Origin of the sequence: Derxia gummosa DSM 723 (assembly GCF_000482785.1) — a bacterium.
Lineage (GTDB): Bacteria > Pseudomonadota > Gammaproteobacteria > Burkholderiales > Burkholderiaceae_E > Derxia > Derxia gummosa.
Map to the genome: position 1 here is coordinate 122,636 of NZ_AXWS01000013.1, position 24,298 is coordinate 146,933.

General features: G+C 72.8%; 25 protein-coding genes. 10 read left to right on the forward strand and 15 right to left on the reverse strand.

All coding sequences use genetic code 11. The annotated features are described in order from the left end of the window. Positions 1-2: 2 nt before the first annotated feature. Positions 3-1,187: a hypothetical protein gene (locus tag H566_RS24535; RefSeq protein WP_051378655.1), complete on the reverse strand. Its 1,185-nt coding sequence runs from the start codon at positions 1,185-1,187 to the stop codon at positions 3-5. Between the two features lie 169 nt (positions 1,188-1,356). Here H566_RS24535 and H566_RS24540 point away from each other — a divergent pair, with 169 nt between their 5' ends. Further along, positions 1,357-2,010 (forward strand): TetR/AcrR family transcriptional regulator, encoded by a 654-nt coding sequence (locus H566_RS24540; protein ID WP_051378656.1) that lies wholly within the window; start codon positions 1,357-1,359, stop codon positions 2,008-2,010. Between the two features lie 21 nt (positions 2,011-2,031). Here the strand turns inward: H566_RS24540 and H566_RS0111290 are convergent, their stop codons facing one another. The 4 genes from H566_RS0111290 to H566_RS0111305 all read right to left on the reverse strand — a co-directional run bounded on the left by H566_RS0111290 (position 2,032) and on the right by H566_RS0111305 (position 5,342). Continuing rightward, on the reverse strand, positions 2,032-2,592 hold the full coding sequence (locus H566_RS0111290; RefSeq protein WP_051378657.1) for a GlcG/HbpS family heme-binding protein: 561 nt from the start codon (positions 2,590-2,592) through the stop codon (positions 2,032-2,034). An 8-nt stretch (positions 2,593-2,600) separates the two neighbouring features. Beyond that, positions 2,601-3,557 carry an alpha/beta fold hydrolase gene (locus tag H566_RS0111295; protein ID WP_245591347.1) on the reverse strand — a complete coding sequence of 319 codons (957 nt, stop codon included), beginning with the start codon at positions 3,555-3,557 and terminating at the stop codon, positions 2,601-2,603. A 169-nt stretch (positions 3,558-3,726) separates the two neighbouring features. After that, positions 3,727-4,308 carry a TetR/AcrR family transcriptional regulator gene (locus H566_RS0111300; protein WP_028311521.1) on the reverse strand — a complete coding sequence of 194 codons (582 nt, stop codon included), beginning with the start codon at positions 4,306-4,308 and terminating at the stop codon, positions 3,727-3,729. A gap of 44 nt (positions 4,309-4,352) precedes the next feature. Continuing rightward, positions 4,353-5,342 carry a quinone oxidoreductase family protein gene (locus H566_RS0111305; protein ID WP_028311522.1) on the reverse strand — a complete coding sequence of 330 codons (990 nt, stop codon included), beginning with the start codon at positions 5,340-5,342 and terminating at the stop codon, positions 4,353-4,355. A 98-nt stretch (positions 5,343-5,440) separates the two neighbouring features. Between H566_RS0111305 and H566_RS24545 the strand changes: the two genes are divergently transcribed. Further along, the gene (locus H566_RS24545) at positions 5,441-5,902 is read left to right on the forward strand and encodes a winged helix-turn-helix transcriptional regulator (RefSeq protein ID WP_084545081.1); all 462 of its coding nucleotides are present in this window, start codon (positions 5,441-5,443) and stop codon (positions 5,900-5,902) included. Between the two features lie 30 nt (positions 5,903-5,932). Further along, positions 5,933-7,459, forward strand: coding sequence for a sensor histidine kinase (locus tag H566_RS0111315; RefSeq protein ID WP_051378659.1), 1,527 nt, complete (start codon positions 5,933-5,935; stop codon positions 7,457-7,459). Between the two features lie 73 nt (positions 7,460-7,532). Here the strand turns inward: H566_RS0111315 and H566_RS27465 are convergent, their stop codons facing one another. Together H566_RS27465 and H566_RS24555 are read right to left on the reverse strand one after the other, a co-directional pair. After that, positions 7,533-7,934, reverse strand: coding sequence for a DUF4148 domain-containing protein (locus H566_RS27465; RefSeq protein WP_051378660.1), 402 nt, complete (start codon positions 7,932-7,934; stop codon positions 7,533-7,535). A gap of 115 nt (positions 7,935-8,049) precedes the next feature. After that, entirely contained in the window at positions 8,050-9,024 is a 975-nt protein-coding gene (locus tag H566_RS24555; protein WP_051378661.1) for a LysR family transcriptional regulator, read from the reverse strand. Positions 9,025-9,205: 181 nt separating this feature from the next. Between H566_RS24555 and H566_RS24560 the strand changes: the two genes are divergently transcribed. From H566_RS24560 to H566_RS24575, 7 genes are all read left to right on the forward strand, one after another. Next, positions 9,206-9,754, forward strand: a complete 549-nt coding sequence (locus H566_RS24560) for a carboxymuconolactone decarboxylase family protein (RefSeq protein ID WP_034411470.1) — start codon at positions 9,206-9,208, stop codon at positions 9,752-9,754. An 87-nt stretch (positions 9,755-9,841) separates the two neighbouring features. Next, positions 9,842-10,666 carry a DUF1223 domain-containing protein gene (locus H566_RS24565; RefSeq protein WP_034411472.1) on the forward strand — a complete coding sequence of 275 codons (825 nt, stop codon included), beginning with the start codon at positions 9,842-9,844 and terminating at the stop codon, positions 10,664-10,666. A gap of 4 nt (positions 10,667-10,670) precedes the next feature. Further along, on the forward strand, positions 10,671-11,261 hold the full coding sequence (locus H566_RS0111340) for a cytochrome b/b6 domain-containing protein (protein ID WP_028311524.1): 591 nt from the start codon (positions 10,671-10,673) through the stop codon (positions 11,259-11,261). A 4-nt stretch (positions 11,262-11,265) separates the two neighbouring features. Beyond that, entirely contained in the window at positions 11,266-12,072 is an 807-nt protein-coding gene (locus H566_RS0111345; protein ID WP_034411474.1) for a molybdopterin-dependent oxidoreductase, read from the forward strand. A gap of 91 nt (positions 12,073-12,163) precedes the next feature. Continuing rightward, the gene (locus H566_RS0111350; RefSeq protein WP_028311526.1) at positions 12,164-12,457 is read left to right on the forward strand and encodes a pentapeptide MXKDX repeat protein; all 294 of its coding nucleotides are present in this window, start codon (positions 12,164-12,166) and stop codon (positions 12,455-12,457) included. A 99-nt stretch (positions 12,458-12,556) separates the two neighbouring features. Then, entirely contained in the window at positions 12,557-13,210 is a 654-nt protein-coding gene (locus H566_RS24570) for a peroxiredoxin-like family protein (protein ID WP_034411476.1), read from the forward strand. Then, entirely contained in the window at positions 13,207-14,073 is an 867-nt protein-coding gene (locus tag H566_RS24575) for an NAD(P)-dependent oxidoreductase (RefSeq protein WP_034411478.1), read from the forward strand. Before H566_RS24570 ends, H566_RS24575 begins: the two co-directional genes overlap by 4 nt. 63 nt (positions 14,074-14,136) lie before the next feature. Here H566_RS24575 and hemP read toward each other — a convergent pair whose 3' ends face one another. The 8 genes from hemP to H566_RS0111400 all read right to left on the reverse strand — a co-directional run bounded on the left by hemP (position 14,137) and on the right by H566_RS0111400 (position 24,066). Then, complete coding sequence (hemP, locus tag H566_RS29425) at positions 14,137-14,346, reverse strand: hemin uptake protein HemP (RefSeq protein ID WP_034411480.1); 210 nt, start codon at positions 14,344-14,346, stop codon at positions 14,137-14,139. Positions 14,347-14,401: 55 nt separating this feature from the next. Next, the gene (locus H566_RS0111370) at positions 14,402-16,036 is read right to left on the reverse strand and encodes a sulfite reductase subunit alpha (protein WP_051378663.1); all 1,635 of its coding nucleotides are present in this window, start codon (positions 16,034-16,036) and stop codon (positions 14,402-14,404) included. After that, a complete protein-coding gene (locus H566_RS0111375; protein ID WP_084545082.1) occupies positions 16,033-17,130 on the reverse strand; it encodes an FAD:protein FMN transferase in 1,098 nt (365 codons plus the stop codon). The genes H566_RS0111370 and H566_RS0111375 overlap by 4 nt, the downstream gene beginning before the upstream one ends. A gap of 7 nt (positions 17,131-17,137) precedes the next feature. Then, positions 17,138-18,067 carry a DUF4198 domain-containing protein gene (locus H566_RS0111380; RefSeq protein ID WP_051378664.1) on the reverse strand — a complete coding sequence of 310 codons (930 nt, stop codon included), beginning with the start codon at positions 18,065-18,067 and terminating at the stop codon, positions 17,138-17,140. Positions 18,068-18,075: 8 nt separating this feature from the next. Beyond that, positions 18,076-18,600: a DUF2271 domain-containing protein gene (locus H566_RS0111385; protein WP_034411482.1), complete on the reverse strand. Its 525-nt coding sequence runs from the start codon at positions 18,598-18,600 to the stop codon at positions 18,076-18,078. A gap of 41 nt (positions 18,601-18,641) precedes the next feature. Further along, positions 18,642-19,268, reverse strand: a complete 627-nt coding sequence (locus H566_RS0111390; RefSeq protein WP_028311531.1) for a PepSY-associated TM helix domain-containing protein — start codon at positions 19,266-19,268, stop codon at positions 18,642-18,644. A 14-nt stretch (positions 19,269-19,282) separates the two neighbouring features. After that, positions 19,283-21,622, reverse strand: a complete 2,340-nt coding sequence (locus H566_RS0111395; RefSeq protein WP_028311532.1) for a catecholate siderophore receptor Fiu — start codon at positions 21,620-21,622, stop codon at positions 19,283-19,285. Positions 21,623-21,798: 176 nt separating this feature from the next. Continuing rightward, positions 21,799-24,066 (reverse strand): TonB-dependent receptor plug domain-containing protein, encoded by a 2,268-nt coding sequence (locus H566_RS0111400; RefSeq protein WP_051378665.1) that lies wholly within the window; start codon positions 24,064-24,066, stop codon positions 21,799-21,801. Between the last annotated feature and the right edge of the window lie 232 nt (positions 24,067-24,298).

Here is a 24,298-nt window from a genome sequence, read left to right on the forward strand (position 1 = left end):
CTTCAGAGGAAGCGGAAGACGATCGGGCAGTTGACGATGAGGCCGCTCGAACCGAAGGCCTTGCCGCCCGGCCCGGTGAGCCAGCCGGCACGCACGTAGCCGAGGGTCTGGAACTCGTCGCGCAGGCGGGCGCGGTAGTGCTTGTCGATCGCGTGCCGGGTCCACTGGCCGACGTTCAGGTCCCAGAGCGGGCTGTAGTCGGTGGCGACGGTCGGGATGCCGCCGAGCACGTTGAGCGGGCCGCCCTCGCCCTTGAGCGCGCTGTTGAAGCCCTGGCGCTGCGGATGGATGACGCCGGCCTCGACATTGGTCGGGCCGTTGATGACCGCGAACAGCCGCTCGACCGCGCTGAAGGCGCTGTCGTCGCCGCCGACGCGCACGTCGGTCAGGCCGGGGGCGAGCGTCGCGCCTTCGAGCGCGGCGGGCAGGGCGTTGTTGGCTTCGGTGCTCAGGTAGAGCACCGGGCGGCCGAAGCTGAAGCCGGTCGTGAGCGCGAGCGTGACGACCTGGTCGCGCGGGCAGATGCTCACGACCTTGTCATGCACGACCGAATGGTCGGCGTTGCCCGAGCAGTACTCGTTGAGCTTGGCCTCGCTGACGTTGAACGCGACCATCGGCGCGTTGTAGATGTAGTCGCCGATCTTCGCGAGCGGGCTGTAGTCGGCATCGCCGACCGAGCCGGGCTGCACCGCCGTCGGCGGGAACACATTGGGCTCGGCGCCCGGCGTGACCAAATGCACCGGCGAGAAATCGACCCGGCCGCGCTCGAACACCACGACGGTCTCGCCATTGATGAGCTGCTGGCTCGCCTTGCGCACGCCCCGGCCCACGTCGGCATAGACGAGCTTGGACGAGAAGTTGAGGCCGAGCGCGGCGGCGTTGGCTTCGTCGCTGGTGTCGGTCAGCACGTACCAGACGGTCTCGCCGCTGGCGAGCCGGCCCTTGTAGAGCGGGAGGGTGATCGTGCCCTTCTCCTGGTCGATGGTGCCGGCCTTGAGCAGCTGGTAGGGGCCGATCAGTTCCTTCTGCACGGTGGACGGCGCGGTGCCGAAGTAGGTGACCGGCACATCCGCGCCGATGGAGGCCGGCGCGGGCTGGATCTCGGTGATGGGGGTCTGGACCGGCAGGCCCTGGGCGAGCGCGGGAAGCGCGAGACACCAGCCTGCCAGCGTGAGGATCTTCTTCATTCGATTCTCCGTCGGGCGACTGCGAAGATGCAGTGGGCTCAGCATCGGCAGCGCAAGGGAAGAAATCCTCACGAAACATTCAAGCCGGTTGCACCTTATGGAGCGGAGAGACGATTCACGAACATCCGCTCTAGAATCGGCGCGAACCGATCAGAAGAGGAACGCCGCCATGGCCCGCCCGCGCGAATTCGACGAGAACACCGCCCTCGACGCGGCCATGGGCTGCTTCTGGCATCGCGGCTACGAGGCGACCTCGATGCGCGACCTGGGCGCCGACATGGGCATGACGGCGGCGAGCATCTACAACGCCTTCGGCGACAAGGCCGCGCTGTTCCGGCGCGCGCTGGAGCACTACCTCGACGGCGCGGCGCGCGAGCGCATCGCGCGGCTGGAGCAGATGCCGTCGCCGCGCGCGGCGGTGATGGCCTTTCTCGACGAACTGGTCGATGCCTCGGCGCGCGACCGGGCGAAGCGCGGCTGCATGCTGGTCAACACCGCGCTCGAACTCGGGCCGCACGACGCCGAGATGCGCAGACTCGTGGGGCGCGAGCTGGCGGCGATCGAGGGCTTCTTCCGGGGCCGGTTGCGCGCGGCCGACGCGGCGGGCGAACTGCCGCCGGGCAGCAGTCCCGATGATCTCGCGCGGCTGCTGCTCGGGCTGCTGCTGGGCATCCGCGTGCTGGCGCGCTCGAAGCCGCAACGCGCCCTGCTCGAAGGCATGCTGCGGCCGGTGCGCGGGCTGCTCGGGCTGGCATGCGACGGCGACGGCGCGACCGCCGGCAGCCTCGCCGACGAGGCCGAACCGGCGGACGCGAGCGCCTGACGCGGCGCCGGCCGCACGGCATCACGGCCGCCCGAGCGCCTCCACTCGCGCCTGGATCGCCGCCACGCCAGCGCTCGCGCAGCGCTCATCGAGGGCGCCGCCGGGCGCGCCGCCCACGCCGAGCGCGGCGAGCGTCTCCTCGCCACGCCGGATCGCCACACCGCCCGCGAGCAGGATCACGTTCGGCACCGACGCGAGCGCCGGGCCGGTCGGCGTGCGGCCGACCTTCTCGGCGAGCGCGCCGGTGGTGGCCGCGCCGAAGATCGGCCCGAGCGTCACCGCCGTGTAGGCCTTGCGGAAGGCGGTGTCGCGGGTGTGGATGGTGCTGTGGTCGCCGCGCAGGAAGGCGCGCTCGACGCCGGCCGCGTCCACCACCGAGGCCGAGACGCGATGGCCGTCGGCCTCGCAGGCGCGGATGGCTTCCCGCGCCGCCGTGTGGGCGAGTTCCAACGGCAGCGTGACGCCGCTGGTGAGCACCTGAGCGCCGGCGGGCAAGGCCGCGGCGGCGGTCAGCACCCAGCCGGCGACGGCGAAGCCCAGCCGGGCCGCGCGCAGCGTTGCAAAGGCTTGCGACGCATCCATCGCCGGCCTCAGGCGAGAAAGCGGCGGCGGATCAGCCCGGCGATGCCGGCCGCGTCCTCCTCCAGCGCGAAATGCCCGCTGTCGAACAGATGCAGCTCGGCATCGTTCAGCTCGCGCACCATGGCTTCGGCGCCCGGCACGAGGAAGAACGGGTCGCCGCTGCCCCAGGTCACGAGGGTCGGGGGCTGGTGCTCGCGCATCCAGTCGGCCCAGGCGTCGTAGCGCGCGACGTTGCTGGCGTAGTCGCGGAACAGCGCGAGCTGGCGCTCGGTCGCGCCCTCGCGGTCGAGCGTGGTGGCCTGGTCATGGGTCCAGGCGTCGGGGTCGAGACCGTCGGGATCGCGCGCGCCGGCGGTGTACTGGAACTTCGTCATCTCGGCCGTGAGCAGCTGGCGCGCGTTGCGGTCGTCGTTCTGCTGCCAGAGCGGCATGAACACGTCGGCGGCGGCCTGGCTCACGCCTTCCATGCGGAAGTTGGCGTTCTGGATCACGAAGCCGGCCACGCGCGCCGGGTCCGTCACCGCGAGGCGCATGCCGACCGGGCCGCCGTAGTCCTGCATGTAGAACACGGCGCGGCGCACTTCGAGCCGGTCGAGCAGGCGATCGACGGTGGCGGCGAGATTGTCGAAGGTCCAGTCGTAGTCGGCCGGCGCCGATGAATGGCCGAAGCCCGGATAGTCGGGCGCGATCACGCGGAAGCGGTCGGCCAGCAGCGGAATGAGCTTGCGGAACATGTGCGACGACGACGGGAAACCATGCAGCAGCACGATGGCCGGGCCGTCGGCCGGACCGGCCTCGCGCCAGAACAGCTCGACGCCGTCGATGGTGGCGCGGCGGCTGCGCACGACGGGCAGGGCGGGCGCGGCGGGCAGCGGCGGCTGGCCGCCGCCGTCGGGAGCGACACGGGCGGGTTCGAGCGACAGGCCGCTGGCGAGCCAGTGGCGAAGCGATTGCATGAGCGACATGGTGGTCTCCGGGTTCAGGCGGTTTGCAGATGGGGCGCGTCTTGTTGCGACAGGCTGGACTCGACGGCGCGCGTCATCTCGTCGGCGAGTGACTGACTAAACGGAACGATCAGTCCGTATAAGACGAAAAAAAGGCGGATGCCTTACATCCGCCAAACATGAAGCCGGTTCAGGCGACGGCCGCGATCGCCGCGTCGGCCATCGCGCGCAGCGCCGCCGGACTTCGATCGACGCGCGCCGCCACGTTCAGGCCGAGCGCCACGGCGAGCAGCATCTGCGACAGGCCCTCGACATCGCGGCCGGGCGCGATCTCGCCGCTGGCCTGGCCGCGTTCGAGCAGCGCGAGCAGTTCGGCGCGCAGCGCGCGCAGCCCGTCGGCGACGAAGGCCTGCACGCGCGGGTCGGCCGTGGCGAGCGCGGTTGCGGTGTTGGTGATGAGGCAGCCGTCGGGCAGCGCGGCGTCGCAGCAGGTGTCGATCTGATGCGCGAAGAACTCGCGCAGGCCGGCGCGCACGGTGCGCGCCTCGCGCAGCGCGCGCACCCGCGCCAGCACGAACTGCCCGACGTAGCGCCGCGCCGCCGCCTCGAACAGCCCGAGCTTGTCGCCGAAGCTGTCGTACAGGCTGGAGCGGCTCAGGCCGGTGGCGCCGAGCAGGTCGGGAATGCTCGTGGCCTCGTAGCCCTGGCGCCAGAACACCCGCATCGCCGCGTCGAGCACGGCGTCTTCATCGAATTCACGTTGTCTTGCCATGAGCCGGAGACTAGCATTGAACGGAACAAACAGTCCGGAAAGTGTCAGGGATGAAGAACGAGCTTTCCCGTGCTGGCGCGGCTCTCCAGCAGCCGGTGGGCCTCGCCCGCCTGTTCCAGCGGCAGCCGGGCGCCGATCACCGTGCGCAGCCGGCCTTGCGCATGCAGCGCGCACAGCTCGCGCCAGTCGGCATGCAGCCGCTCGGGCGTGAGCAGCGGCGCGAGCGCGAAGCCCGTGACCGACTGGTTGCGGAAGATGAGCGCGAGCAGTTCGGGCACGCCGAACGCGAAGCGCTGGATGTTGAGCGCGCCGTAGACGACGAGATTGCCGCGCGGCGCAAGCAGGCCGAGCGCGGCGGGCGTGAAGTCGCCGCCGACCGAATCGTGGATCACGTCGGGGCCGAAGCCGCCGGCGGCCGCGCGCACCCGCTCGATCCAGTCCGGCGCGCGGTAGTCGATCGCGGCATCGGCGCCGAGGCTCGTCGCCAGCGCGCATTTGGCCGGGCCGCCCGCAAGCGCTGTCACCGTCGCGGCGCCGGCTTCGCGCAGCAGTTGCACGAGCAGGCCGCCGACGCCGCCGGCCGCCGCGCTCACCAGCGCCGAGCGGCCGGCCACCGGCACGTGGCGCGCGAGCGCGAGCGCGGTCAGGCCCTGGACCTGGAGCGCGACCGCGTCGTCCCAGCCGAGGCCGTCGGGCAGGGGCAGCGCGAGCGCGGCGTCGATCACCACTTCGCTCGCGTAACCGCCCGCGAACACGCCGGCCGCGAACAGCGGCGCGGCGACGCGCTGGCCGACGGCGAGGCGGGTCACGCCGGCGCCGAGCGCGTCGATCGTGCCGGCGGCCTCGCAGCCGGGCAGCCAGGGCAGGGCGGGCGTCATCGCGTAACGGTTCTCGCGCATGAGCGTCTCGGCGAAGTTGACGCCGGCGGCGTGCACGCGCACGCGGATCTGGCCCGGGCCGGGTTCGGGCGCTGGGAGTTCGACGACGCGGAACTGGTCGGTGCCGCCGAAGCGGTCGAGCTGGATGGCTTTCATGGAGGAGGTGCCGGCGAGTGGATCGGATCGCCAGAGTCGCGCCGCCGCCGTCCGCGCCGCTACCCACCGTTCTCCGACCTGCACACCGGATGGTGGGCATGAGCCGGCCCGTCAAGCATCTGCCGCCGCTGCCGGCCGAACGCGCGCTCAAGGTGATCGCCGGGCGCGGCAAGGCGGTGATCCTGCACCGGCTGTTCGACGGGCCGATGCGGCTGTCGGCGCTGGAGCGCGCCCTGCCCGACCTGAGCCAGAAGGTGCTGATCGCCCAGCTGCGCGAGCTGGAAGCGCACGGCGTGGTGAGCCGCCGCGTGCATCCCGAGCTGCCGCCGCGCGTCGAATACGCCGCCACGCCGCTCGGGCTGAGCCTCGCGCCGCTGCTCGCGGCGCTGTGCGACTGGGGCCGGCGGCACGCGCATGCGCTGGGCGAGGCCGGCCGGCTTGCCTGCGCGAGCGACGCACGCGCCAGCCGGGACGCCGAGGCCGGCGCGCCGACATCCCCCGGCGGGCGCGCCGACACGCCGCCTGTCGCGGCCGATCCGCCGTCCGCGCCCGCACTGTAAGAAGCCGGCGCGCCGCGCGACCAAGCCGGCATGAACGCCTCGCCCCACTTCGCCCGCCGTCTGGCGCGCCGCGTGCTCGCCCAGCTGGGCCTGAGCGCGCGGCTGTGCATCGTCTTCACCGTGCTGCTCGCGGCGGCCTCGGGCGGCACGGTGATCGTGCAGATGCGGCTCGACGAACTGCGCGAGCAGGAGATCGTGCAAAGGCTCTCGGCCGGACTCGCCACCCACATCGCCGGCAACGCGGCGCTGATGCGGCGCGACGGTCTCGACCCGGTGGCGGTGCGCGAGCTGTTCGCCAAGTTCATGGACGTGAACCCGGCGGTCGAGGTCTATCTGCTCGATCTGGACGGCCGCATCATCGGCCACGCGGCGCCGCCGGGCCGGCTGCGGCTCGACCGCGTGGACCTCGGGCCGGTGCGCGACTTCATGCGCGGCCGGCCGATGCCGGTGCTCGGCGACGACCCGCGCCAGCCCGGGCTGCGCAAGGTGTTCAGCGCCGCGCCGGTGCGCGTCGATGGCCGGCCGGCCTGCTATGTGTACGTGGTGCTGATGGGCGAGGAGCACGACGCGATCGCGGCCCAGGGCCGGCCCGACCATCTGCTCGGCCTGCTGCTGCGCTCGGCCGGGCTGGTGTTCGCGCTGGTGCTGGTGGCCGGGCTGGTGGCGCTGCGCATGATCACGCGCCCGCTGGTCGAGCTGACCGCCGCCGTGCGCGGCTACACCGCCGACGGCCGCCCGGCCGGCGGCCCGCTCGCGCCGCCGGCGGCCGGCGCGGCCGCGCCGCCGCGCGACGAGATCGCGCTGCTCGGCCAGACCTTCGCGCAGATGACCGCGCGCATCGGCGAGCAATGGCGCGCCCTCACCGAGCAGGACGAGCAGCGGCGCGAACTCGTGGCCAACATCTCGCACGACCTGCGCACGCCGCTCACCTCGCTGCACGGCTATCTCGAAACCCTGCTGGTCAAGGCCGACAGCCTGCCCGCCGCCGACCGCCGCCGCTATCTCGAAACCGCACTCGCGCAAAGCCGCAAGGTCGGCCGGCTGGCGCAGGAACTGTTCGAGCTCGCGCGGCTGGAATACGGCGTGGTGCGGCCCGATCCCGAGAACTTCTCGCTCGCCGAACTCGCGCACGACGTGCTCCAGAAGTTCGAGCTGCCGGGCGCGGCGCGCGGCCTGCGCCTGCGCGCCGACATCGCGCCGGGGCTGCCGCCGGTCACGGCCGACGTGGCGCTGATCGAACGGGTGCTGACCAATCTGGTGGACAACGCGATCCGCCACACGCCGGCCGGTGGCGACATCGAGCTGCGCCTGCGCCACGAGGGCCGGCAGGTGATCGTGCGGGTCAGCGACAGCGGGCCGGGCATCGCGCCCGCGCTGCGGCCGCTGCTGTTCACGCGCGCCGCCTTCGCGGTGGCGTCGAAGCAGGGCGGCGGCTGCGGCGGCCTGGGGCTGGTGATCGTGCGCCGCATCCTCGAACTGCATGGCAGCGAGATCCGGCTGCTGCGCGAGGTCGGGCGCGGCGCGGTGTTCAGCTTTCCGCTCGCGGCGGGGGGATGAGGCGCGCGGTCGCCGGAAGACCAGGCGCCGGCCGACCCGGAAGAAGCGGCGCCGCGCCGACGAGGCCGACGGCTCAGCTCGCCGGGTACATGGCCGGGGCGCGGTCGCGCGGCGCGAGGCCGTCCTCGCCGATCGGCGCGAGGCCGAGCCGCAGCGCCTCGGCCAGTTCGGCCTTCACCTCGGCGCGGCTGCGCGCGACGACCGCGCGCGCCGGGAAGGCGGCCGGGTTGCGCTCGCGCGGCGTGAGGCCGTCCTCGCCCACCGGCGCGTCGCCGAGGCGCAGCGCCTCGGCCAGTTCGGCGCGCACCTGCTCGCGCGTGAGCGCGCGGCCCTCGGCCGGCGCCTCGAACAGCGCGCCGCGATAGGGCTCGGCCAGGCGCTGTTCGAGGTCGGTCGCGGGAATGCCGGCCGCATGGGCGGCGGCGCCGGACAGGGTGAGCGCGAGCGTGGCGAGGAGAAGGGAAGTCTTGTTCATGAGGGCTCCGTGGCTGGGTTGATCGGGACCGTCCCGATGCTGTGAAGACCGCCGGAGCCCGCCTTTCCTGTCATGCCCGGGCGTGACATGCGTAACCGGAATTTGCGACGCGGCTTCAGGCTTCGGTGCCGATCGCCGCGTCGGCGTCGGCGCGCGCGGCGGCGCGGGCCGGGGCGCCGGCTGGTCCGCCCGCGAGCGCGGCGCGCAGCGCCGGCACCATGAAATCGACCAGCGCCCGGGTGCGCGCGGTCGCGGCGCGGCTGCGCGCGAACACCACATGCACCGGCAGCGGCGGCGGTTCGCGCTCGGTCAGCAGGCGCAGCAGCCGGCCCTCGGCGAGCGCCGCGTCGGCCTGGTAGGACAGCACGCAGGTCAGGCCGTGGCCGTCGAGCGCCGAGGCGATCGCGGCGTCGGCGCTGTTGACCGTGAGGCGCGGCCGGATGCGCACCTGGCGCGGCCGCGCGTCGCCGGGCGCGGCGCCGAAGCTCCAGACCTCGCCCGGCGTGATCTGGCTGAAGCTGATGCAGGGCAGGGCGGCGAGATCGGCCGGCTCGCGCGGCGCGCCGACGCGCGCGACCAGCGCCGGGCTTGCGACCACCACGCGGCTCACCTCGCCCACCTTCACCGCGACCAGGCTCGAATCGGGCAGATGGCCGATGCGCACCGCCGCGTCGATGCCCTCGTCCACCACGCTGGCCACGCGGTCGAGCAGCAGCAGCCGCGCCTGCACCGCCGCGTGCCGGTCGAGAAAGGCATCGAGCAGCGGCCGCACCACCAGCCGCCCGAACAGGCGCGGCGCGGTGAGCGTGAGCAGGCCGCGCGGCAGCGCGCGTTCGCTGGCGGCGCCGGCCTCGATCGTCGCGACCTGCTCCAGCACCGCGCGGCTGGTCGCGAGCCAGGTCTCGCCCAGCTCGGTCAGGCGCAGCGAGCGCGTGGTGCGCACCAGCAGCGGCGCGCCCGCGCGCGCTTCGAGCAGGCCGATCGCGCGGCTCACCGCCGCCGGCGTGCGGCCGAGCCTGCGGCCGGCGCGGGCCATGCTGCCTTCATCCACCACCGCCACGAAGACGGCCATTGCATCGAGTCGATCCATGCGGGGCTTTCCGGTTGCGCGCGAATCCGCGCGGGCCTGCGGGAGTCGGCCGGAACGCGCCGGCATTACATGCGCCGCGCGCAACAGTGGCTTGCGGGCGCGGCGGATTCTCCCGGCGCGCGGCGCGCTCCAACCTTCGCTTCGCCCGCCAGACGCGGGCTTCAACGCAAAAGGAGCATCCATGACTCGCATTTCCACCCTCGCCCGCACCGATGCCACCGGCAGCGCCGCCGACCTGCTCGACGCCGTCAACAACGCCTTCGGCACCATTCCCAACCTCTTCCTGGTGACGGCGCGCGCGCCGGCGGTGCTGCAAGGGCTGCTGCAATTCAACGCGGCGCTGTCGGGCGGCGTGCTGGCGGCGCGCGAGCGCGAAGCCATCGCCATCGCGGTGGCCGAGGTGAACGGCTGCGACTACTGCCTGTCGGCCCACCTGATGATCGGCAAGGGCGCCGGCCTGGCCGATGGCGAGCTGGCCCTCGCGCGCCAGGGCAAGGCGGCCGACGGCCGGCTTGACGCGATCCTGCGCCTCGCCACCACGCTGGTGCAGACGCGCGGCATCGCGAGCGACGAGCAGATCGCCGCCGCGCGCGCCGCCGGCCTCGGCGACGCCGAGCTGCTCGAAGTCGTGGGCGTGGTCGCGCTCAACGTGCTGACCAACTACCTCAACCTCGTCGCGGGCACGCCGATCGACTTCCCGGTCGTGCGCTCGTCGCGCAGCCACGGCTGATCGCCGTTCGTCCGGCGCGCGCGCCGCGCTGTAAGAAGCGCGCGCGCCGGGCGACCAAGCCACAACACCGATCGCCCGGAGCCCAGCATGAACCTCCCGTCCTCCCTACCGCGCCGCCGCGCGCTGGCCAGCGGCCTGCTCGGCCTGGCCGGTCTTGCAAGCGCTGTCATGCCGCTGGCCGCCACGGCCGCCGGCTGCGCCGTCGCGAGCGGCCCCGGCACCACCGCGCTGGTCGAGCTGTACACCTCCGAAGGCTGTTCGAGCTGCCCGCCGGCCGATGCCGCCGTGAGCCGGCTCGACCGCACGCTGGCCGACGGCGCGCGCGCCATCCCGATCGCGCTGCATGTGGACTACTGGGATTCGATCGGCTGGAAGGATCCGTTCGCGCAGGCCGGCTTCGGCGCGCGCCACTCGTGGCGCGTGGCGACGCTCGGCAAGCGCACCGTGTGGACGCCGCACTTCTTCGTGAGCGGCGCGGAGGCGCGCGACTGGCGCGAGACGCTGTCGGGTCAGGTGGCCCGCATCAATGCCGAGCCGGCGCGCGCGAACCTCGCGCTCGACGCCCGCGTCGGCGCCGACGGGAAGCTCGTCATCGACGCGCGCGGCACGCTTGCCGCGCAGGCGGCGGGGCAGAGCGCGAAGCCGGCGCTGTACCTGGCGCTGACCGAGAGCCAGCTCAGCTCGAAAGTGACGCGCGGCGAGAACGGCGGCGCCACGCTGCATCACGACCATGTGGTGCGCAGCCTGATCGGCCCGATCGATTTCAGCGACGGCCGCGCCGAGCTGCATCGCAGTCTCGCGCTGCCGGCCGACTGGAAGCGCGACGGGCTGGCGCTGGTCGGCTTCGTCGAGGACGAGACCAGCGGCCGCGTGCTCCAGGCCGCGACCACCGGCCAGTGCCTCAAGGGCTGACGCGATGGACGCCGTCATCCTGCAACCGGCCTGGGTCCGCGCGACGCACTGGCTCAATGTCGTGGCCGTGGTGCCGCTCGCGATGAGCGGCTGGCGCATCTACGACGCCTCGCCCTTTCTCGGCTTCGACATCCCGCGCGACTGGACGCTCGGCGGCTGGCTCGGCGGCGCGATCCAGTGGCATTTCGCGGCGATGTGGCTGCTGGTCGTCAACGGCCTCGCCTGGATCGGCGGCAACCTCGCCACCGGCCGCTGGCGCATGCGCTTCTGGCCGCTGACGCCCGCGCTGCTCTGGCACGACATCCGCGCCTTCTTCCGCGCCGAACTCAGGCACGACGACCTGTCGCACTACAACGCGGTGCAGCGCGCGGCCTATCTGTTCGCGGCGCTCGACCTGATCGTGCTGGTGCTGTCGGGCCTCGTGCTGTGGAAGTCGGTGCAGTTCCCGCTGCTGCGCGAGCTGATGGGCGGCTACGAGGCGGCGCGCCGCGTGCACTTCTTCGCGATGGCGACGCTGGTCGGTTTCGTCGCCGTGCATGTGGCGATGGTGATCGCCGTGCCGCGCAGCCTGCGCGCGATGACGCTCGGAAGGTGAGGCCATGAGCGACCCACGCAAATCCGCCCCGCCGCGCGCCGCGCTGCTCGACGTGCTCGGCGACGGCCTGCGCCGCCTGCGCCGCGACGCCAGCCGGCTCGACCTGCCCGAACCCGCGCGCCGGCGCCTGCTCGGCGGCGGCCTCACGCTCGGCGGTCTGTCGCTGCTCAGCGGCTGCGGCATCAGCGACGAGCCGAGCGTCGAAGCCGCGCTCATGACGGTGTCGCGCTTCAACGACCGCGTGCAGGGCGCCCTCTTCGGCCCCGACCGCCTCGCGCCGACCTATCCCGACTCGATGATCGTGCGGCCCTTTCCGTTCAACGCCTTCTACGGCGAGGCGATGGCGCCCGATGTCGATGCCGGCGACTGGCGGCTCGAAGTGGGCGGCAAGGTGACCGAGCCGGGCCGCTGGACCCTCGCCGCGCTGCGCGCCCTGCCGCAGACCGGCCACACCACGCGCCACATCTGCGTCGAAGGCTGGAGCGCGATCGGCAACTGGAGCGGCGTGCCGCTCGGCCTCTTCCTGCGCCGCGTCGGCGCCGACCTCGGCGCGAAGTACGTCGCCTTGCGCTGCGCCGACGGCTACTACAACGGCATCGACATGCCGAGCGCGCTGCATCCGCAGACGCTGCTGGTGCTCGACCAGGACGGCGGCCCGCTGCCGCGACGCAATGGCGCGCCGCTCAAGCTGCGCGTGCCGACCAAGCTCGGCTACAAGAACCCCAAGCACATCGTGGCCCTGACCGTGACCGACGACCGCCCCGGCGGTTACTGGGAAGACCAGGGCTACAACTGGTTTGGCGGGAGCTGATGCGGGCTTCCGCCCGCCGCTGCCGCCTTGTCCCGACCCGCACCGGGTCTGAATTTCCACCCGCAACACCACCCCTCTCAAGGAGCATCACATGAACCGCATCGCCATCGCCCTCGTCGCCGTCGCCTGTTCTTTCGGCTTCGCCTCGGCCCACGCCGACGACATGAAGAAGGACGCCATGAGCCACGACGCCATGGGCAAGGACGCCATGGCCAAGGATGGAATGTCGAAGGACGCCATGGGCAAGGACGGCATGAAGAAGGACGCGATGGGCAAGGACGCCATGGCGAAGGACGGCATGGCCAAGGATGCGATGGGCAAGGACGGCATGGCCAAGGACGGGATGTCGAAGGACGCCATGGGCAAGGACGCGATGAAGAAGTAATCGCGATCCGGCTTCCGGCGCGCCGGCGGGTTGTCGGCCCGCGCGGCGCGGCGGCCCTCGTGCCGACCGCAATCGGCTCCCCGACTCCAGGACTCCTCCATGCTCCGCGATGAACTTTCCGCGCTGGCCGCTCGCGTGGCCGGCATGCTGCCCGCCGAGGCAAGCGCCACCATCGAGCGCGGCATCGCCGCGCTGGCCTTGGCCGGCAATCACGCGCCGCGCCCCGGCGACGCCATCCCCGCCTTCGCGCTGCCCGACGCCACGGGCGCCGCCGTCACCAGCGCCACGCTGCTCGCGCGCGGGCCGCTGCTGCTCGTGTTCTATCGCGGCGAGTGGTGCCCCTACTGCAATCTGCTGCTGCGCGCGCTCCAGTCGCGGCTGGCCGAGATCGCGGCCGCCGGCGCCACGCTGGTGGCGATCTCGCCCCAGCTGCCCGAGGTGTCGTGGTCGATGGCGCGCCGGCTCGCGCTCGGCTTTCCGGTGCTGAGCGATGCCGGCAACGAGGTGGCGGCCAGCTTCGGCCTGCGCTTCGCGCTCGATGCCGAGCACCGCGCGCTGTACGCCGGCTTCGGCGTCGATCTGGCGTCGAGCAACGGCGACGACAGCGCCACGCTGCCGCTCGCGGCGGCCTTTCTCGTCGGCGCCGACGGCATCGTGCGCGAGGCCCGCGTCGAGACCGACTACCGCCAGCGCGCCGAACCCGACGAACTCATCGGCTGGGCGCGCCGCCATGCCGCCGGAGCCGCGCGATGAGCCGCGTCGCGGTGCTCGGCACCGGCGCGATGGGATCGCGCTTCGCGCGCGGCTGGCTCGCGGCGGGGCATGAGGTCGCGGTGTGGAACCGCGATGCCGCGAGGCTGGCGCCGCTGATCGAGGCCGGCGCGATCGCCCACGCGACGCCGGCCGCCGCCGCCGAGGGCGCCGACTTCGTGGTGTCGATGCTGCGCGACGACGCGGCCTCGCGCGAGGTCTGGCTCGGCGCCGGCCAGGGCGCGCTGCGCGGTCTCGGTGTCGATGCCGTCGCGCTCGAATGCTCGACGCTGTCGCCGGCCTGGACCCGCGAGCTGGCCGCGACCTTCGCGGCCGCCGGCCGGCGGCTGGTCGATGCGCCGGTGTCGGGTTCGGTGCCCCAGGCCGAGGCGCGCCAGCTCGTGTGGCTCGTGGGCGCCGACGCGACCGATCTGGCGCGCGTCACGCCGCTGCTGCGCGATCTCGGTCCGGAGGTGTTGCACGCGGGCGCGCCGGGCACCGGCATGGCGCTCAAGCTCTTCGTCAACGCGATGCTCGGCGTGCAGCTGTTCGCCTTCGGCGAGCTGCTCGGCATGGCCGAGGCCGAGGGGCTGGCGCCCGCGACGGCGGCGGCGCATTTCGCCCGGACGCTGGTCGCGAGCCCGATCGTCAACCGCTTCGGCGGCATCGTCGCGGCCGGGCAGACGCCGGGCGGTTTCACGATCGAGCTGCTGGCCAAGGACTTCGGCTATCTGGCCCTGCCGTCGGGCGCCGGGCCGTCGGCCGTGACGGCCTGCGCGATGGCGCTGCGCGCGGCGGTGATGGCCGGCGCGGGCGGGCGGCATCCGGCGCTGCTCGGGCTGCCCGCGGCGCTGGCGGCGCGCTGACCGGCGCCGGATGCCGGGCCGCGCGACCCGGCCCGGGTCCGACGCGCCCCGCGCGCGGCCGCGCTACTTGGTGAGGATGAGCCGTCCCATCGACGTGATGCGCAGCCGGTAGATCGCGCCGTTGTGCTCGATCTCGATCTCGCGCGTCTGCTCGAACAGCTCGGCGCTGCTCAGGCGCCGGCCGCCGGTGGCGGGACGCACGAGGGCGGTGGTGAACAGGGCTTCGGCGCCGGGCGCGAGGCAGGACGGGTCTTGCGCGGTGCTGGCGGTCATGGCGGCTTCCTCCTCTTGGGAACGATGATTGGTCTGCAAAGGCTTGCAGGGCGGGTCAGTAAAGGTCGCGGCGGTAGCGGCCGGCGCGCGCGAGCGCATCCACGGCGGCACCGCCGAGCAGTTCGCGCAGCGCGCCGTCCACGCCTTCGCCCATGCCGGCGAGCCGGCCGCAGACGTAGAGCGCGGCGCCGGCGTCGACCCAGTCGCGCAGGCGGTCGGCTTCGGCGTGGAGCAGGTCCTGCACATGGCGCGGCGCGGCGGCGGGCGTGCCGGCGGCGTCGCGCGAGAAGGCGAGATCGGCGCGGGCGAGCCGGCCGTCGGCGAGGGCGGCGGCGATCTCGTCGGCGAAGAAGGCGTCGCGCTCGCGCTGGCGCTCGCCGAACAGCAGCCAGACCGGCGCGGCGGCCGGCGCGGCGGCGCCAGCGCTGGCGACGGCGTCGGCGCGGGCCTGCCAGTGCGCGCGCAGCCCGGCCATGCCGGTGCCGCTGCCGATCAGCACGAGCGGCCGTCCGGCATTGGCGCCGATGCGGAAGGACGGATGGGCGCGCAGCCTGAGCCTGACTTCGCCGCCCGGCGCGAGGCCGCCGGTGAGCCAGCCCGAGGCGATGCCGATGCCGCCGTCGTCACGCCGGTGGCGCCGCACGAGCAGCTCGATGCGGCCGTCGGCGCCGGGCGCGTTGCACACGGTGTAGCGCCGCGCCCGGCCGCCGTCGCCGGGGGCGCGCAGCTCGACCAGATCGCCGGCCTGCCAGCCGCGCGCGTCGGCGTCGGGCGCTTCGAGCAGCAGATGGCAGACCGGCTCGCCGATGCTGCCGGGATTGAGCCGATGCCGCGCCACGAGGCGCCAGGGCGAGAACGCGGGTTCGGCGAAGGTGGCGGCGTCGTTGCCCGGCGCGACGCCGTCGTCGACGTCGGTCGCGGCGCGGGCATCGGCATCCGTGCCGGCCGCGGCGTCGGGGCCCGGCACGGACGCGACCGACGCGATGACGGTGCCCGGTCCGGCCTCGCGCGCGGCGAGCGCGCCGATCCGGCGCTGCCAGAGCGCGAGCGCCGTCGCGTCGCCGCGATCGACCTCGACGCGTTCGAAGCAGGGCCGCGCGCCGTGCGCGAGCAGCCAGTGGTCGAGCCAGCGGCCGAAGCCGCAGAAGACCGGGTAGTCGCTGTCGCCGGCGGCGAGCAGGCCGTAGCGCAGTCCGTCGAGGGCGAGCGCGCCGTCACGCTCGAAGCAGTCGCTGGCGAAGCCGAGCGCGTCGTCGGGCGGATCGCCCTGGCCGGCGGTGCTGACGAGGATGAGGGCGCGCTCCTCGCGCGCGAGCGCGGCGGGCGTCAGTTCGCACAGGCTCGCGACCCGGGCGCGGGCGCCGGCGGCGCGCAGCAGTCGCGCGGTCTGTTCGGCCCAGGCGGCGACGGTGCCGGTCTGGCTCGCGTAGGCGACGAGCCAGTCGGGGCCGGCGGGATCGGCTGATCCGGCGGCGAACGCGGTCGGGCCGGCGGAAGCCGGCGGCCAGGCGCGGTCGGACGCATGGTCGGCCGGCGGCGTGCCGTCGTCGCCGCGCCGGGCGTGGCCGCCCGCGTCGCGCGCCAGCCGGCGCGCCTGACGCGCGCAGCCGGCACAGAGCAGGCCGTAGCCGAGCAGCAGGCCGAGCGCGGCGCCGAGGCGTTCGGGCTGGAACAGCAGCGTGTCGATCATGCGAGCAGCTCCCGCGCGGCGGCGCTCCAGGTTTCGCGCCAGCCGTCGGCCAGCCGCTCGATCCAGATCGCGGCGAGGCCGTGGCGCGCGGCGAGCGCGAGGCCCTCGTCCACGCCCGCGACCAGCAGCGCCGTGGCCCAGCCGTCGGCGCGCCGGCAGGACGGATGGATGACCGTGACCGAGGCCACGTCATGCTCGACCGGGCGCCGGCTGCGCGGGTCGATCGTGTGCGAACGGCGCCGGCCGTCCTGGCTCCAGCAGCGGCGCGCGTCGCCCGAGGTGGCGACCGCGAGGCCGTGCAGCGCGATGCGCGCCGGCGGCATGGGGCAGGCCGGATCGGGCCGTTCCAGCTCGACCCACCAGGGCTGGGCGTCGGGGCGCATGCCCGCGCCGCGCAGCTCGCCGCCGATCTCCACCAGGTGATGCGCGAGACCGCAGCCGCGCAGCCAGTCGGACACGGCGTCCACCGCGTGCCCCTTGGCGATGCCGCAGAGGTCGAGCGCGAGGCCGCCGGGCTGGCCGAGCCGGCCATCGGCGTCGATGCGCAGCTGCCGCCAGCCGATGCGCGCGGTGGCCAGATCGGCGGCGGTCGGCGGCGTGAAGCTGGGTGCGTCATGACGCCGGCCGGGACCGAAGCCCCAGAGCCCGACCAGCGGCGCGGCGGTCGGGTCGAAGGCGCCGCCGCTCGCGCGCGCGATGTCGATCGCGTCGCGCAGCACGCAGTCCAGATCGGCCGGCAGGCGCAGGCGAGCGCCGGCCGGCGCCGCGCCCCAGCGGTTGAGATCGGACTCCGGCTCCCAGGGGCTCATCTGCGCGACCACGCGCGCGATGACCGCCTCGATGCCCGGCCGCAGCCGCTCGGCGTCAAGCGAACGCGGCGCCGCGCAATCGACCGCCCAGGTCGTGCCCATCGCGCGCCCCGCCAGATGCAGCCGCGCCGCGCCCGGCGGCAGCGGTTCGGGGTCGATCACGGCCGGCAGCAGCAGCCGGAGATCGGCCGCCGCAAGGTCGGCATCGGGCGGCGCGACGACGGCCGCCGACGGCGGCGCGTCGGCCGGCGGCGCCGGCTCGGCGGTGGGATCGGCGCGGTCCATCGTCATCTCAGCGCGGCAGCACCTCGAAGGTCGCGGCATAGCCGGCGCGCCGCAGCGGCGCCTCGACCGTGCCGCCGGTGCCCGGCGCGCCGCCCTCGGGTCGGGCCGCCGACCAGCTCGCGCCGATCCAGTACTGGCCCGGCTCGGGCCAGGCCACGGTGAACTGGCCCCTGGCGTCGGTGCGCAGCGTCAGCTCGCCGAGCTTGTAGCGGTAGCGGTTGCCGCCGCGCAGCACCGTGACCACGGTGTCGGCCAGCGGCTTGCCGTCCATGAGCAGCACGAAGCGGGTGCTGTCGCCGCTGCTCAGATCGGTGACCGGATCGAGCGGCTGGAGCGCGATGCCGTCGGCCGGCGCGGGCGGCACGCTGGCGCCCGGCTCGTCGCGGCTGACGAAGGTTTCGAGGCGGTTGTCGGCCACGGTCACGCCCAGCACCTGGGCCCCGGCCGGGACGGCCTTGGCCAGCTCCTCGGGCTTGCCGCGCCAGCGCTTCGTCTCGTCGCCGACCTTCCAGCTCGCCATCGCCTGGCGCGACAGGTTGCCGATGCGATAGGTGCCCGGCTCGCCGAGCTTGACCTCGAAGCTCGAACGGTGACGCGCCGTGGTGACCGCCTCGGGCGCGAGCGTCTCGCCCTTGGGGCCGACGGCGCTCAGCTTGTCGAGCTGGAGCGCGCGCTCGAACACGAACAGGTCTTCCGACACCGCGGCGTCGATGACGGCGACCGGGTCCTTGCCCTCGACCACGGTGGCCGTGGGCAGCAGCCAGGTGCGGTGCGCCTGCGCCGCCCAGGGCAGGGCGGCGAGCAGCAGGGCGGCGAGCGCGTGGCGGGCGAAGGCGGCGCGCGCGGTCGCGCGGGGCTGACGGGCCGGGGCGGCGCCGGTCGTGGCGTGGCGGGCGGTGCCGGCCAGGGCCGGCTTGCAAAGGCTTGCAGTCTTCATCGGCAACCTCAGGGCTTGGCGACGAGCGACACGGCACCCAGCTCGTGCTCGCCCTTCACGCGTTGTTCATCCGCCTTGGCGGGCGGCCATTGCAGCGGCAGGCGCAGCACCTCGCGGCCGCCCGATTCGCGCGCGGCTTCCACCACCACCTCGTAGCGGCCCGCCGGCAGCGCCGCGATCGCGGGTGCCGCCGACAGGTTGATCGCCTGCTGGCCCGGCGCGCGCGTCGCGCCGGTGATGCCGTCGGCCGGCACGCTCAGCGCGCGGCCGCCCTTGCGCCACCACTGGCGCAGCTCGTTGAGCCACTTGGTGCCGCCCGCGTTGGGCTTCTTCTGGTCGTACCAGACCGCCAGATGGCCGGCGAAGGCCTGGCCGTCCGCGCGTTCGAGCCAGGCCGCCACGTAGGGGCGGTGGTACTCGGCCACGTCGAGCTTCGGGATCTCGACATTGAGTTGCAGCTCGGCGGCGCCGGCCGGCAGCGCGCTGGCTGCCGCGCCGATCACGGCCGCGCGGATCACGGGGGAGGAGGACATCCTGCGTTTCCTTTCGCTTCAGGACTTGGGGGCGGCCCGTCTCAATGGACGAACAGCAACAGCAACAGCACGGGGATCACGAGCCCCAGCCCGGTCACGGGCCAGACCGAAGGCCGCCGCGCCGCATGCGCTTGCAGGATCAGCAGCCCGGTGATCGAGAACACCAGGCAGGCGACGGCGAACAGGTCGATAAACCAGCCCCACACCGGCCCGGCATGGCGGCCCTTGTGCAGGTCGTTGAGCCAGGAGATCCAGCCGCGATCGGTGCGCTCGTACTCGGCCGCGCCAGTCTCGCGGTCGATGCGCAGCCAGGCGTCGCCGCCCGGACGCGGCAGCGGCAGATAGACCTCGTCGGCCGACCATTCGGCGTCGCGGCCCGCCAGCGCCACGCGCCAGCGCGACTCCAGCCAGCCGGCGACGGCCTCGGGCAGCGGCCCGGGCGCTTCGCCGTCGTGGGCGGCGAGGCTGGCGCGCAGCGCGTCGGGCAGATCGGCCTGCAGGTTGGTCACCTCGGGCCGGGCGGGGATCGAGGCCGCGTGATTGAGCGTGATGCCGGTGAAGCTGAAGGCCAGCAGCGCGACCAGGCAGAGCGCCGAGCTGATCCAGTGCCAGCGCAGCAGGGTCTTGAGCCAGGCGGCGCGGCGCAGGGCGGCATCGGCTTGCGGCATCACGCGGCTCCGCCTCAGAACATCAGGCTGGCGGTGACGGTCGCGTAGCGCGGCGCGCCGAGCACGATGCGGGCGCCGCTGTTGTTGGGCGCCATCACGTATTCCTTGTCGAACAGGTTGTAGACGTTCAGGCGCAGGTTGAGGTTGCGGTTGACGCGCCAGGCGCCCATGAGGTTGAACACCGTGTAGCCGTCGATCTCGGGCAGGTTGGTCTGCCCGGCCACGTCACCCGACGAGATGCTGCGCTGGAGCTTCGACATGTAGGTCGCGCCGCCGCCGAGCGTGAAGGCGTCAAGCGTGTACGAGGTCCAGAGCGTGGCCGACCAGTCGGGCGACCAGCGCACGCCGGTCGTGCTCGTGACGACGCCGGTGGTGGTGTTGCGGCTGTAGCTGTCGAGCGCCTTGGTGTCCATCTTCGACACGCCGGCCGTCACCTGCCAGAAGTTGGTGATCTGGCCCACGGCCGAGAGTTCCACGCCCTGCACCCGCGTCTTGCCGAACTGACGCGTCTCGTTGGTGGCCGCGTCATACGACGTCTGCTTGTCGTTGGTGGTGCGGTAGGCGGCGGCGTTGACGTTCAGGCGCCGGTCGAGCAGTTCCCACTTCGTGCCCACTTCGTAGTGCGTGGTTTCCTGCGGGTCGAGCGTGGGGCTGGCCTGGTTGGTGGTGGTGGAGCTCAGCGTGAAGTTGGCGCTGCCCGGCGGCGTGTAGCTGTTGGCCGTCGCGATGTAGATCGAGCCTTCGGGCACCGGCTTGTAGACCAGGCCGGCGTTCCAGCTGAACAGGTTCTCGGCCTTGCTCAGCGAGGTCGGCGCGATGCTGCCGACCGCATAGCCCGGGTAGGTGGCCGAGTTGCCGGTGCTGCCGCCGGTGACGATCGTGCCGCTGTTGGTCGTCAGGTCGTAGCGCTCCAGGCGACCGCCCAGGCTCAGCTTCCATTCCTCGCTCAGATGCAGGGTGTCGAACAGGTAGAGCGCGGTCGTCGTCACCTTGCCTTCGGTGTTGGCGCCGGTCGCGTAGGGAATGCCGAGCGCGTCGCCGCTGTTGGGGCTGTAGAGACTGGCCGGCGTGATCGTCACGGCCGTGTAGTTGCTGCCGTTGATGGTCTGGGCGGTGGTGCCGAAGCCGAGCGTCTTCTGGCGCTCGTACATCAGCTCGAAGCCGCCCGCGAAGCTGTGGCGCAGGCCGCCGAGTTCGCCTTCGAGCTTGAGCGTGGTCTGGTTGGCGAGGATCTCGTTGGTCTGGTCGACGCGCTGGCGGGTGCGCGCGACGGTCCAGGTCGACGGATCGGCGACGTTGGTGATGGTGAGCGCGTTGATGCCGGTCATCACGCGGTCCATGTGCGTCTTGCCGTAGCGCGTGAGGCTGGTGACGCGCGCGTCGGCGCCGAAGTCGTGCTCGAACTTCAGCGACACCATGTCGGCATCGACCTTCTCGTAGTCGCCCTTGCCGCCGTAGTAGTTCGAGCGATCGACCTTGGCCGGATTGAGACCGGCGAGCGCCGAGTTGTAGAAGCCCTTCATGCCGATGGTCGGGATGCCGCCATCGGGCACGTTGTCCTGGCGCACGTGCTGCGAATACAGGTACACGCGCGACGGCGTGCCGAGGCCGAAGGCCACCGACGGCGCGATGGCCGTGCCCTTGTTCTTCACCTCGTCGCGGCCCGGCACGTCGCTGTCCTGGGTCATGACGTTGAGCCGCAGCGCGCCTTCGCGGTTGGCGAAACTCTTGTTGACGTCGGCGGTCACGCGCTTCTGGTTGGCCGTGCCGGCGGTGAAGTCGGCGCCGACGAAATCGTCCTGGCCCGGCAGCTTGGAGATGAGATTGATGTAGCCCGAGGCCGAGCCGCGGCCGCTGTCCGAGCCCGAGGGGCCGCGCACCACTTCGACCTGCTCGAGGTTGAACACGTCGCGCGTGACCGCGCCGAGATCGCGGATGCCGTCGACGAAGGTCGAGGTCTGGGTCGAGAAGCCGCGCATGTAGAAGGCGTCGCCGGCCGAGCTGTTGCCGTTCTCGCCGAGCTGCATCGTGATGCCCGGGGTGTTGCGCAGCGCGTCCATGAGCGTGGCCGCGCCCTGTTCCTGAAGCACTTCCTTGGTGATGACCTGCTGGGTGCGCGGCGTGTCGAGCAGCGGCGCGGTGGCCTTGGCCGAGGCCGACTTCTCGACCTTGTAGTCGCTCTCGCGTTCGCCCTTCACGCTGATGGCGGGCAGGGTGGCGGCGTCGCCGCGATTGCCGGCGGATTGCGCCAGAGACGTGGCCGGCAGCGCCGCGCCGAGCAGGAGACCGACCGCCGGAGCGGCAAATGCGAGGGAGGAGGCAGCCGCATGCTTGCGGCTCTTGATGATGGCCATGACCAGGTTTCCAGGCAGGGGGAGTAGTCGGATTGGTTCCAACGACCGCGAGCCCTGCCTGGGGGGAAACCTGGGTTCCAGCTCTTGATGACGTTTAGTAAATGATAACGATTCTCAAGATTTAGTGAAGCTTGTTGTTGTGAATCAACGCTCACGCAACAAGCCCGCAATCGCCGTCAGATCTTGACTTCCCAGCGCAGCGACACGATCGGGTTTGTGCGCTGCGTGCTCGACACCACCTGGGTGATGCCCTGGCTCGGCGCCGTGATGCTGCTGCCGGTCTCGTAGTCGCGGCCCGTGAGGTTGGCGACCGACAGCCGCAGCTGCGACGTGCCCGACAGCGTCCAGGCGCCGAACACGTCCACGAGCATCTTGGTGCCGGTGCGCGCAAGCTGGTTGTCGGCGCTCTGGATGCGCGTCACCGGCGTCCAGCTCAGGCTGCCGCCGAGCGTGAGCGGCGTGCCGGGCACCCGACCGTCGATGCTCAGGCCGCCCTGGGCGCGCGGCTGCTGGTCGATCTGGTTGTACGGCCCGGCGATGCTGTCCACATGCGAGCGGTAGAGGCTGAGGCTGGCCTTCACGTTCACCATCGGCATGCCGTCGAACATCTCGTCGAGGCCGCTGCGCGCCTCCAGCTCGATGCCGCGCGTGACCGCGTCGCCGATGTTCTCGGGCCGCGACACCCAGCGCGGCGTGTCCGACCATGCAACCGTTTGCAGGCTCGTCGTCGTGCGGATGAAGTTGCTGATGTCGCGCTGGAACACGCCGATGCTCGTGACGCTGCGCTTGCCGAAGTAGTGCTCCCACGCGAGGTCGATGCCGGTGGCGAGCTCGGGCTTGAGCGCCGCGTTGCCGGCGCTGTCGGGATTGCTCGGGTCGTTGGGGCGGGTGCTGAGCACCGGCAGGCGCGCGAGCTGGTTGGCGCGCGGCGGCTTGTAGCTGCGCGTGAGGCTCAGACGCACCACGTCGCGCGCGTTCTCGTCGGGCTTCCACGCGACGTGGAACAGCGGCGACCACACGGCGCTGCTGTTCTCGATGTCGCTGCCGCCGAGGCTGCTGCGCGTGAGGATCTGTTCCCAGCGCAGGCCGGCATAGGCCGACCAGTGGGGGTTGATGTCCCATTCGTCCTGGGCATAGCCGGCGAGGGTGCGCACCTTGGCCTGCGCGTACTCGCCCACGTCGGCGAGTTGCGACACGCCGTTGTCGTAGGACGTGCGGCGCTGGTGGTTCCAGCTCTGTTCGGCTTCCCAGCCGGCGACGAAGCTGTGGCTGTCGCCGAGCGGCTGGGTCAGCTTGCCCTTGGCCTTGGCCGAGCGGTCCTGGCTGCGGCTGGTGGCGTCGAGCGTGCGCGTGAGCGCGCCGTCGGAGCCGTATTCGCCGCGCTGCGAATCGCCGCGCGACTCCGAGCCGCCGAGGCTCAGTTCGAGCTGGTGCTTGCCGCCGCTGTCGTTGATGCGCTGCTGCCACTGGGTGTTGAGACGCAGGCTGGTGTCGCTGCTGTCGGCGTCGGTGTGGCTGGTGGCGTAGGGCGCGGTGCCGAGCGGCTGGGCGAGCCAGGAGTCGGTCGTGCTGCTGCTGCGCGATGCGGCGAGGAAGGGCATGAACACGATCTGGTCTCCGCCGTCGAGCTTCCATTGCACGCGGCCGCCCAGGTGCACGCCGTCGCGCCGGCCGATGCCGCGCGCCGTCTCGTCGCGCTCGGCAATCGGGTTGCCGTCGGCGTCGTAGGTGACGGTGCGGGTGGCGGTCTCGGTCAGCTGCTCGGAATGGAAGACGTTGGCGTTGACGTTGTAGCGGTTGCCGGCGCCGAACTCGTCGTTGTGCAGCAGCGAGGCGCGCTCGGTGAAATGCCCGCGCTCGAAGCCGGTTTCGAGCTTCACCTCGTTGAAGGTCTGGCGCAGCGGCTCGCTCAGCACGATGTTGATGGTGCCGGCGATCGCGCGCGTGCCGAACTCGGCGGTCGGCGCCTTCATGACCTCGATGCGCTCGATCTGCTCGGGCGACAGCGTGTCGATGGAGAAGCCGGGCGGCATGCGCTCGCCGTTGACGAGGATCTGGGTGTAGCCGCCGCCCATGCCGCGCATGCGGATCTCGCCGCCGGGCCGTCCCGGCGGGCCGCCGACGGTCACGCCCGGCAGGCGCTTGAGCACGTCGCCCACGTTGCTGTCGCCGAACTGGAGGATCTCCTCGCGCGTGACGATGGATTTGGGCGCGGTGGAATAGCGCCGCGCGTCGAGCGCGTTCGAGCCTTCGGCGGTGACGCGCACCGTGTCGAGGCGTATCGCGTCGCCCGGCGCGGGCCCGGCCGTGGCGGTTGCCGGATCGGCCTGCTGGGCGGCCGCGAGGGCCGGCAGGCAGGCCGCGAGGCCCAGGGCGATGGGACGAAGCCGGACGGAAACGCGGCGCGCGGCAGGCGCGGGCGCGGGACGGAGGAGGATGTTCATCTGGGTTGCGCGCGAAAGAAGCCGGGGGAGGACGGGCAGAGTCGACTCTGCTGGCTGGCGTGCAACGGCTGGCTGGCGTCGGCGCGTAGTGTGCAGCAACAGGACCGGCGACCCGTCGATGGCCCCGGTCAGGGACCGCCTCGACGGCCTCGCCGGAACCATCCGGACCTGCCAACGCGCGGCGCCGAAAGTGCTGGCCGCGCATTGCCGGCTTGTTGCGGCGATGTGCGGA

Coding starts and splice junctions, on each gene's coding strand:
- H566_RS24535 (WP_051378655.1), bottom strand. CDS start 1,187: ATGAAGAAGATCCTCACGCTGGCAGGCTGGTGTCTCGCGCTTCCCGCG.
- H566_RS24540 (WP_051378656.1), top strand. CDS start 1,357: ATGGCCCGCCCGCGCGAATTCGACGAGAACACCGCCCTCGACGCGGCC.
- H566_RS0111290 (WP_051378657.1), bottom strand. CDS start 2,592: ATGGATGCGTCGCAAGCCTTTGCAACGCTGCGCGCGGCCCGGCTGGGC.
- H566_RS0111295 (WP_245591347.1), bottom strand. CDS start 3,557: ATGTCGCTCATGCAATCGCTTCGCCACTGGCTCGCCAGCGGCCTGTCG.
- H566_RS0111300 (WP_028311521.1), bottom strand. CDS start 4,308: ATGGCAAGACAACGTGAATTCGATGAAGACGCCGTGCTCGACGCGGCG.
- H566_RS0111305 (WP_028311522.1), bottom strand. CDS start 5,342: ATGAAAGCCATCCAGCTCGACCGCTTCGGCGGCACCGACCAGTTCCGC.
- H566_RS24545 (WP_084545081.1), top strand. CDS start 5,441: ATGAGCCGGCCCGTCAAGCATCTGCCGCCGCTGCCGGCCGAACGCGCG.
- H566_RS0111315 (WP_051378659.1), top strand. CDS start 5,933: ATGAACGCCTCGCCCCACTTCGCCCGCCGTCTGGCGCGCCGCGTGCTC.
- H566_RS27465 (WP_051378660.1), bottom strand. CDS start 7,934: ATGAACAAGACTTCCCTTCTCCTCGCCACGCTCGCGCTCACCCTGTCC.
- H566_RS24555 (WP_051378661.1), bottom strand. CDS start 9,024: ATGGATCGACTCGATGCAATGGCCGTCTTCGTGGCGGTGGTGGATGAA.
- H566_RS24560 (WP_034411470.1), top strand. CDS start 9,206: ATGACTCGCATTTCCACCCTCGCCCGCACCGATGCCACCGGCAGCGCC.
- H566_RS24565 (WP_034411472.1), top strand. CDS start 9,842: ATGAACCTCCCGTCCTCCCTACCGCGCCGCCGCGCGCTGGCCAGCGGC.
- H566_RS0111340 (WP_028311524.1), top strand. CDS start 10,671: ATGGACGCCGTCATCCTGCAACCGGCCTGGGTCCGCGCGACGCACTGG.
- H566_RS0111345 (WP_034411474.1), top strand. CDS start 11,266: ATGAGCGACCCACGCAAATCCGCCCCGCCGCGCGCCGCGCTGCTCGAC.
- H566_RS0111350 (WP_028311526.1), top strand. CDS start 12,164: ATGAACCGCATCGCCATCGCCCTCGTCGCCGTCGCCTGTTCTTTCGGC.
- H566_RS24570 (WP_034411476.1), top strand. CDS start 12,557: ATGCTCCGCGATGAACTTTCCGCGCTGGCCGCTCGCGTGGCCGGCATG.
- H566_RS24575 (WP_034411478.1), top strand. CDS start 13,207: ATGAGCCGCGTCGCGGTGCTCGGCACCGGCGCGATGGGATCGCGCTTC.
- hemP (WP_034411480.1), bottom strand. CDS start 14,346: ATGACCGCCAGCACCGCGCAAGACCCGTCCTGCCTCGCGCCCGGCGCC.
- H566_RS0111370 (WP_051378663.1), bottom strand. CDS start 16,036: ATGATCGACACGCTGCTGTTCCAGCCCGAACGCCTCGGCGCCGCGCTC.
- H566_RS0111375 (WP_084545082.1), bottom strand. CDS start 17,130: ATGGACCGCGCCGATCCCACCGCCGAGCCGGCGCCGCCGGCCGACGCG.
- H566_RS0111380 (WP_051378664.1), bottom strand. CDS start 18,067: ATGAAGACTGCAAGCCTTTGCAAGCCGGCCCTGGCCGGCACCGCCCGC.
- H566_RS0111385 (WP_034411482.1), bottom strand. CDS start 18,600: ATGTCCTCCTCCCCCGTGATCCGCGCGGCCGTGATCGGCGCGGCAGCC.
- H566_RS0111390 (WP_028311531.1), bottom strand. CDS start 19,268: ATGCCGCAAGCCGATGCCGCCCTGCGCCGCGCCGCCTGGCTCAAGACC.
- H566_RS0111395 (WP_028311532.1), bottom strand. CDS start 21,622: ATGGCCATCATCAAGAGCCGCAAGCATGCGGCTGCCTCCTCCCTCGCA.
- H566_RS0111400 (WP_051378665.1), bottom strand. CDS start 24,066: ATGAACATCCTCCTCCGTCCCGCGCCCGCGCCTGCCGCGCGCCGCGTT.